A 9,192-nucleotide genomic window follows, 5' to 3' on the forward strand; every position below is an offset into this window, starting at 1 on the left:
GTACTAAAAGCCCCATTATACCTAACATAATTGGGGCTTTTATGATTTTACTGCTTACTTTTCCATACACTGTAAGTTATTAAATCAAAAGCTTTTAAGTTATTACTGGTCACCCATTAGTAATAACCATTTATTTTTTGGATCATAGGAATCTGGACAAATGTCAAACGCCAAATCTCTTGAACAATTAGAGCAAACGCAAGATTTTATTCGCCGTCATATTGGGCCAAGCCCAGCACAAGTAAGCGATATGCTAAGTGCTCTTGGAGTATCGAGTGTTGAAGAGCTGATCGGTCAAACTGTACCTGCAAGCATCCGCTTAGAGCAAGGCCTAACAGTGGGTGAAAGCCGCACTGAAGTTGAAACACTAAGCTACTTAAAATCAGTAGCAAGCAAAAATAAAGTATTCAAATCTTACATCGGTCAAGGCTACCACCCAACTCACGTACCACACGTAATATTACGTAACGTACTTGAGAACCCAGGCTGGTACACAGCGTACACTCCATACCAACCAGAGATTGCTCAAGGGCGTTTAGAGTCATTACTTAATTTCCAAACTATGACCTTAGACCTTACCGGTCTTGATTTAGCAAGTGCATCATTACTTGATGAATCAACTGCGGCTGCCGAGGCCATGGGCCTTGCAAAGCGCGTATCTAAAGCTAAAAAAGCCAACATCTTCTTCATCGCTGATGACGTACATACCCAAACTATCGACGTAGTGACAACACGCGCCGAGCAGTTTGGTTTTGAAGTTGTGGTAGGTCCTGCTGCTGATGCTGTAAATCACGAAATTTTTGGTGCGTTATTCCAATACCCGTCAACATCAGGTGAAGTAGTCGATATCACAGATTTAATCGCTGGCGTACAAAGCAAAAAAGCGATTGCCTGTGTTGCTGCTGACATCATGAGCTTATTATTATTAAAAGCACCAGGTAAACTTGGCGCAGACGTAGTACTTGGTTCTGCCCAGCGTTTTGGTGTACCAATGGGTTACGGCGGTCCACACGCTGCATTTTTCGCAACACGTGATGCATACAAACGTTCATTACCAGGTCGTATCATTGGTGTGTCTAAAGACCGTTTAGGTAACGATGCACTACGTATGGCAATGCAAACCCGCGAGCAACACATTCGCCGCGACAAAGCCAACTCAAACATTTGTACAGCGCAAGTATTACTCGCTAACATGGCTGCGTTTTATGCGGTGTACCATGGCCCACAAGGCTTAAAAACTATTGCACAGCGTATTCATCGTTTTGCTGATATTTTAGCCGCAGGCCTTAAAGCTAAAGGTGTAAACCTTAAGCACAGCACCTGGTTTGATACCCTAACAGTTGTTAGCGATAACAAAGACGATGTAACAGCGCGTGCTGTAGCAAACGGCGTAAACTTTGCTACTAACCATGATGGCGAATACTCAATCTCAGTGTCTGAGACCACAACGCGCGCAGACGTAGCACAGTTGTTCGATATCATTCTTGGCGAAGACCACGGCTTAAGTGTTGATGCAATCGCAGCAGACATCGAAGCAAACGGTAGCGATTCAATCCCTGCAAACCTTGAACGCGATGATGAAATCTTAACGCACCCTAACTTCAATTCGTATCACAGCGAAACTGAAATGCTGCGTTATATCAAACGTCTTGAAAACAAAGATTTAGCACTTAATCACTCAATGATCTCGTTAGGTTCATGTACTATGAAACTAAACGCGACCGCTGAGATGATCCCAATTACTTGGCCTGAGTTTGCTAATCTTCACCCATTCTGCCCGCTAGACCAAGCAGAAGGTTACCAAATCATGATGGGCGAACTACATGATTGGTTAGTTAACATCACCGGTTACGATGCCGTTTCATTACAGCCAAACTCTGGTGCACAAGGTGAATACGCAGGCTTAATCGCGATTCGCAAATACCACGAGTCACGTGGCGATGCACACCGTAATATTTGTTTGATCCCAAGTTCAGCGCACGGTACTAACCCAGCTTCTGCACAAATGGCAAGCATGAAAATTGTAGTTGTTGATTGTGACAAAAACGGTAACGTAGATATGGCAGACCTTAAAGCGAAAGCTGAAGAAGTCGCAGAAAACCTATCGTGTATCATGATCACATACCCGTCTACACACGGTGTATACGAAGAAACAATTCGTGAAATTTGTGACATCATTCATCAACACGGCGGCCAAGTTTACATGGACGGCGCGAACATGAATGCACAAGTAGGTGTAACAAGCCCAGGCTTTATCGGTTCAGACGTATCGCACTTAAACTTGCATAAAACGTTCTGTATCCCACATGGCGGCGGTGGCCCAGGTGTTGGCCCAATCGGTGTTAAATCACACCTAGCGCCATTTATGCCTAACCACAGCGTAATTAACGTACCTGGTACGAGTATCGGCAACGGAGCAGTATCAGCAGCGCCATACGGCTCAGCAGCTATTTTACCTATCTCATGGGCTTACATCACCATGATGGGTAGCGAAGGCCTTAAACAAGCCACTGAAATGGCGATTGTGAATGCTAACTACTTAACTCACGAGTTAAGCCAGCACTTCCCAATTTTATACCGTGGTCGCAACAACCGTGTTGCTCACGAATGTATTGTTGACTTACGCCCACTTAAAGAGCTTTCGGGCATCACTGAAATGGATGTTGCTAAGCGCTTACAAGATTACGGCTTCCATTCACCAACTATGTCGTTCCCAGTAGCGGGCACCTTGATGATTGAGCCTACTGAGTCTGAGTCTAAAGTTGAGATCGACCGTTTCATCGAAGCGATGGTGTCAATCAAAGGCGAAATCGACAAAGTGATCTCTGGCGAATGGTCTATCGAAAACAACCCGCTTGTGTTTGCACCGCATACACAAGGCGACGTACTTGGTAACGAATGGGACCGCGCGTACGACCGCTTCTACGCTGCATTCCCAGTACCAGCAGTGGCTAAAAACAAATTCTGGCCTACAGTAACGCGCATCGATGACGTATACGGCGACCGTAACCTAGTGTGTTCATGCCCAGCGGTAGAGACATACAGAGACTAATAATTTTATTGATAAAAGTCATTATAGTTTGGGAATGAAATTATAGATTGGGAATCCAATCTCTATTCCCAAACAATAATTATTAAAAAGGGTGAGCTGAAGTGGCTCACCTTTTTTTATTTCTAGTCCAATGTTTAGTTATTTTTCAACTTTTGCAACTGGTTCAAGTGACGTCATTTTTAGATAAGTCATACTTTCAATATCTAACTTATCAAAAGGGTATTGGCCTCGAATATTATCATTAAAAACCTTCCCCATTGATGTTGAGTAATACAACTCATCCCATACTAAAATAGGTATATTGTAATAACGATAAACACTTCCTGATTCAAATTTGAGATCAAGAATTTTATTAATCGTTGAATAGCCGATGTGTGAAAAAGCATCTGAATTTACAGGGTGTTGTTCAAATAAGGGGAAAGGAGTTTGGTTTAAAATAGAAGCTTCAATTTTAGCACTTATTGCATTTGCAACTGCATTATTTCTTAGGTATGCAGCAATTAACCCATGACCAGTTGAGTCAAATAAAGACTCAGCAGAATAGTTTGAAGGTAAACTACCAAATAAAATCCTTACGGCTCGTATGACCCAGTCTTCGTCAAGTGTAAGGTGTGAAATGATCTCTTTATATTCCTCCCCCAAACTTCCTCCTATTGAACTTGTTGGTGTTGCTATTGCGGCTAGGCTAACCAGTGGATAATCGGAAGCAAGATACCCGTCGCTATATTGATAAGTAGATATGGTTTCCTCAAAAAGAGCATTGGTGTAAAAGTTACCTTGCGAGTGACCAATAAGAATAATACGGTTGCAAGAATGCATCTGAAATTGAAGTCTTTGAAATGCATTTTTATAGTCTGTCTCGTCAATAATAGAGTAATTTACTTCAGTAAATACATCCTGTAAAACAGACTCAATTTGAGCGATATCTATATCTGATAGTGAGCTAACAGTGCCTCCAATTATTGCAGTTATTATACGATACTCAGGTGAAAATACGGGCAAGTCACTATAATTTTGCTGTGCGACTTCATATATTTGCATAAATATAGCTTCACTTTTATTATCTCCCTGTAGGAAATGCTCCTTTTTTAAATTCAGGTAGGTGAGAATTTTGAAAGTTACCTAATCTATTTAAGTTTGCCCTATATTGCTTGATATTAGTCCACATCCCATTTACATAGAAAATGCGCACATTATCAATATTTCTAGAGCAATACCGATCTTGTGCTTGATAATTACCATTCGCCAAAACTGGAAATATAAGTAAGAGTAAAATATATATAGCTTTCATTTTATGTCCTTCTTAAGGATATTGCAGTCTTGATCAGCACTTCGATGAAAACCGTCATCCCAAGCAATATAGTCACTAATTTTATTTTGGCTTTTTCGGTTAGCGTAAGCTCTATCTATCGTATTAAAGTATAAAACTTCAGGTTCTCTAAAGTGTGGGTGTGAATTTTGTAAATATTGAACACAGTAGCTTATGTTGAGCATATCCAAAATAATCTGCTTACCGATCTCAGTATCTAAATTTGGTATACGGCCCTGCTCTATATCAATAACCAGTTGTAATGTTGAAGCGGCACCTAAACTAAAGGTGATGAGCTGTGGAGAATCAAACTTTTCATACACATAGCGCTCATAATCGTCGCGGATACCGTTGTCATTTTGATCAACACCGTCCAGCGTTTTATAGTCGTCAGGGTGTTCAGGTGGTAAATCTGGGGTTTGGTAAAATAAATCTTTAATTTTTTGCCAACTACTGTGGGGGGCGGGTTCGTTATTCTCATTCCAGTAGCGGGCAAGGTAGTAGTCGGCTCCGTGTTTTACAAGGTTGCCACCTTGATACACTTTGTTTGCTTGCCATTTTTCTATCACAGTATTTTGCAGCCAAATCCAACCATCCCAATGGGGTTGGTTTTCTATCGGTTCAATGCCTTTAACCCAAAAAGCGGCAATAAATAAGCTGTTGTTGTGAGTCACAACATCGCCGGCTACATAAATTGAGCTGGCATTCCATTGTGGGTGGTTTGGTTGAATAGAAGTTAAATCTACATTTTTAGCTTCAGAGTTAAGCTGAAAAATATTTGTCGCGTAAGCGTGCGAACAAAAAAGTAACCAAGCAATAATGATGAGTTTAGTCATTGCAAATTCCTTTTGATGAAGTTCCATTACTTTTTAATTAAGTTCACTTTTTAGGTAAATGCAAGGTGGGAGGATTAAATATTTAAAAGTAATTACTGAATTTGTAGATGTGGATTAATCGGCTAATGAATTTAATATTAGTGTTAAAATCAGCTTTTGTAGGCGCCAAGCTTGCTGGCGCGTGTGGATTTGTAGCTTGGGCTTTAGCCTGAGAACTTAATATAGCTATGAGGCGACGAATAAGGCATTGGCTAATAGTTTTACTTGCTAACGTGGTGATCCAAATCAGGGCTGAAGGGTTTCAAACTGAACAGCAACAGGTACATCACTACCTATCAGGGGTAAACAGTCGTAATTACCAGCTTGTGATCCTGTTTGGTTCTTTCTATTTAATCACTAGCAAAATATTACATTAAGTTTTGAGATAGGTTACCGAGCACCTTCGCCGTTTATAGTAATCAAAAAACTGGATTAATTAAGGCGTAATATTCAGCGCAACTGATGCACTTATATCGCGACAATGTTCCGTTTCTATATGTATGGCTATCTGAGGTAATATTTGATTATTTACCGTGCGAACCGCGTGCATCAGGTTCTTTGGTAGTGTAATCAGTACAGTGTTTTCATCATCTTTACCGGGGCTAAGTATGAACTCCTTTTTAACTTCAATTTCTTCAATCTGTGTCACGTGACGGACAATTCTTTTTCTATTAAAGGAACTGTTATCATCATCGGTTGAAAAAACAAAAAATACCTCAAGAACTTCAATACGAGCAACTAGCCTCTTTATCTTTACTGCTTGCGTAGGTGACACTTTGTATTTGGTTTTAATAGTTTGCCCTGGTTTAAAATCTTGGTGATCAACTTTGATTGATATTGGCCCACATCGACTACGATCCAATTCTTTGCGATAGTAAAAATAGGTTTTAGGAACAAAAAACAACCATAAAGCCGTGCATATCCATCCAAAGGTAGATGGAGCCCATAGGCTTGGGATGGCAATCAGGCTTAACAAGATTGAAAACAGTGTTAAGCGAATACGAAACTGAAGCGGTTTAGAATTTCCATGCCCTTCATACACATTTTCCACTTCTGCTGGCTGTTGGGGAGGAAGGCGACGAACTAATTGTGACTCACCTTGCTCATTTTTGGAAAAAAGCCCGTATTCTATTTGGATTGCCCCCGGTGTTTGCGTCGTAAACGTTGGTTTAGAAGGAATTGAAGATTGGTTTGAATAATCAAGTAAATATTTTTTAATAACTTTTTTATCCCAGCCCAGGGGAATATCCGCGTAAGCTATGATATACCAATCTATCGATAATTTATCGCCGTGCCAGGTTATCGGATAGTCATCCATCGCAAACTGAAAGGGGAGGTGATGCTTTCCTGCAGGCAATGGGGCTTCATCAGTCTGAAGAACTACTTTATATTTCTCGTTTTGTTCAGTTCTGCCGCCGCCATGTAATTTCCAGTAACAGCTAACATAGATTTCGTTAAATAATTTAGGTGAATCTAGCTCGATATCGACATAGCCACTAACGACTTCACCAAGGGTATAGTGCTCTTTTTTAAGTGATAACTGTAATTCCATGGGCAACTGATTAAAGGGAGGGGGGAGATACTCCTGAGATTATCATATATATAACGTATTAAAAAGTAATAGGAAAATGGGTTTGCTAAGTTATTAACGTTGACACTTTTATATGCTTTTGATGAGCGCTGTAAACCTCGATGCTGACACGTTTTTAATAGATAACCATTGTGAGTCACTAGCAAAAAAATTTGCGGGTCAGGTAAATATTTACACTTCCCGTTGGCGAAGAACTGGTTTCCTAAACCTAGAGTGGCTAGCAAATTTGGCTTATCAAGAAATGGGCCACCGATTAATATTTTTTATCTATTAGCTCATCGAACCTTCAAAATATTTGATAGTAGCAAACGCCTGTTAAATTTGTATTTAGCAGGCGTTGTGACTTCTATAGGTCAATCGTATTATTGCTGCGATCTGCATCGGGTAATTTATGCTCAGGATCGAGGCTGGCACGTTTAATTGTTTTAGTAACAGGCAATACCACACTCGGCTTACCTGTGCGCATCCATGTTTCAACTGGAATGCGAATATCTTCATGTGTATTATCACTGTATTGCACACGCAGTGTTGCTGGCATAACTAACTTTTGATTACTTTTAAAGCTAACTTTAGTGCCTTTACCGTGTTTATCATCAATGGCTTCAACACTCGTTATTGCCATATCAAGTTGCCAGTTATTTAAGTACCAACCACGCCACCACCAAGAAAGATCTCCCCTGCGGCGCTCTCCATAAAGCGGAAAAAATCTGAAGGGCTAGGATGTTTATAAGCCCACGTTGAGATATATTCTTTAAAAGCAGGATCGAATCGCTCTGGCCCTAATATCTCTTCTCGCAGTAACACTAAACCTAGCGCCGATTTAAAATAAGCAATAGAATGGCGGTATTTCTCATCCGTGGCCTCTGCTGGGGCCATTAATGTAGGTGCTTCATTATCGGCTAATACGGATAAGATCTCATCAACCGGGTTACCGCCTTTCGGGGCATATTCTCCGTCACGTTTTGGAGCAAACTCGCCATCATTAAAAGCATCTGAGGCATAAACATCTATAAACGTGTTAAATCCTTCATCCATAAATGCATGGCGGCGCTCATCAGAGCCTACAATCATCGGAAACCAGTTGTGGCCTAGCTCATGCGCTGTTATCCAAAAAAGCAAATCGTCTTTGTCTTGCATACCATCGAATACAATTCCTGGATATTCCATACCGGCCCCATGGCCGCCTAAGTTAATAGCTGCAGGATAAGGGTAAGGATACCAAGTGGAAAAATGCTCTATATTCGCTTTAACATACTCTGTTGAGCGATCCCATTTAGTACTGCCAATGCCTTCAACTGGATACGCAGACATTGCTAATGCGGTTTTACCCTCTGGTAGATTAATTTTAGCGCCATCGATAATAAACGCAGGTGAAGCGGCAAATGCGACATCGCGGGTATTATCCATTTTGAAATGCCAACTTAATCGCTGGTCATCCTTAGGCCGACTATCGGGGTTATTAATATCTGCTTTGTTGCGAATATAGACGGTTTCTTCGCTTTTTTTAGCTTTAGCTAAGCGCTTCTGTTCCGTTTTAGTGAGCACCTCTTCAGGATTAATTAGCTCACCTGAGCCCACCACCCAATAATCTTTTGGTACATTAACCGTATAGTCAATCGTGCCATATTCTAAATAAAATTCAGAGCTAATGTAAGGATTGTTATTCCACCCATGTAAGTCATCATAAACTGCCATACGTGGGAACCATTGTGCAATTTCAAAAATTTTGCCATTTTTAGAAGGCGTGACCGCAGTTCGACCGCCCCATGTCCCGGGTACTTTATAGCTGTAATCAATTTGCAGTTGTAATTTACCGCCTTGAGCAGCTAGAGGGTTTTTTAAATCGATACGCATTCGTGTATCGTCAATTAAAAAATCGGCATCGTAATGTTTGTTATTTATAATCACGGTTACTTTGTCAAACTGGTAACCATCAGTAAAATGAGAGCTACGCCACTGCGAGGCGATAGAGCTTCGCGAGTCTTTGCGATACATATTTTGATCAAGTTGCACCCACAAACGGGTTAAATCATCAGGGCTGTTATTGGTATAAGTGATGGTTTCTTTGCTACTTAAAATATCTTGTTCGGTATCTATTGAGGCCTTAAGGGAGTAATCGACTTGGTTTTGCCAAAAAAGCGGACCAGGCTTTCCTGCGCCGCTGCGCATTGCATTTACTGAATTGGGTAATGATAGTGGAGCAAACAAGGCTTGTGAGTCGTAGTTTGAAGTCGTGGGGGCAGGGCAAGAGCATGAAAAAAGCCTATGATTTCAATACCTTTTCAAGGTAACCTGTACTGCGCATAGCTTTTTTCTGTTTTGCGGGCATGCCTTTATTAAAGCTTGTTTCTGCTTTTAGCTGATT

At 40.9% G+C, this 9,192-nt stretch carries 7 protein-coding genes; 1 reads left to right on the forward strand and 6 read right to left on the reverse strand.

Going from position 1 to position 9,192, the window contains the following annotated elements; translation table 11 throughout:
• Nucleotides 1-160: 160 nt before the first annotated feature.
• On the forward strand, nt 161-3,052 hold the full coding sequence (gene gcvP, locus H5200_RS18825) for an aminomethyl-transferring glycine dehydrogenase (RefSeq protein WP_182762188.1): 2,892 nt from the start codon (nt 161-163) through the stop codon (nt 3,050-3,052).
• Between the two features lie 138 nt (nt 3,053-3,190).
• On the opposite strand, the gene H5200_RS18830 is transcribed toward gcvP, so the two are convergent.
• The 6 genes from H5200_RS18830 to H5200_RS18845 form a co-directional block, all read right to left on the reverse strand.
• Nucleotides 3,191-4,093, reverse strand: coding sequence for a KTSC domain-containing protein (locus H5200_RS18830; protein ID WP_259399239.1), 903 nt, complete (start codon nt 4,091-4,093; stop codon nt 3,191-3,193).
• Nucleotides 4,094-4,112: 19 nt separating this feature from the next.
• A complete protein-coding gene (locus tag H5200_RS24120; protein ID WP_259399240.1) occupies nt 4,113-4,343 on the reverse strand; it encodes a hypothetical protein in 231 nt (76 codons plus the stop codon).
• Nucleotides 4,340-5,197 (reverse strand): chitodextrinase, encoded by an 858-nt coding sequence (locus tag H5200_RS18835; RefSeq protein WP_182762191.1) that lies wholly within the window; start codon nt 5,195-5,197, stop codon nt 4,340-4,342. The genes H5200_RS24120 and H5200_RS18835 overlap by 4 nt, the downstream gene beginning before the upstream one ends.
• A 475-nt stretch (nt 5,198-5,672) precedes the next feature.
• A complete protein-coding gene (locus H5200_RS18840) occupies nt 5,673-6,788 on the reverse strand; it encodes a hypothetical protein (protein ID WP_182762194.1) in 1,116 nt (371 codons plus the stop codon).
• A gap of 385 nt (nt 6,789-7,173) precedes the next feature.
• Complete coding sequence (locus tag H5200_RS24125; protein ID WP_259399241.1) at nt 7,174-7,449, reverse strand: hypothetical protein; 276 nt, start codon at nt 7,447-7,449, stop codon at nt 7,174-7,176.
• A gap of 17 nt (nt 7,450-7,466) precedes the next feature.
• Nucleotides 7,467-9,035, reverse strand: a complete 1,569-nt coding sequence (locus H5200_RS18845) for a M1 family metallopeptidase (RefSeq protein WP_259399242.1) — start codon at nt 9,033-9,035, stop codon at nt 7,467-7,469.
• Between the last annotated feature and the right edge of the window lie 157 nt (nt 9,036-9,192).

The organism is Pseudoalteromonas sp. SG43-7 (assembly GCF_014164295.1).
GTDB lineage: Bacteria > Pseudomonadota > Gammaproteobacteria > Enterobacterales > Alteromonadaceae > Pseudoalteromonas > Pseudoalteromonas rhizosphaerae.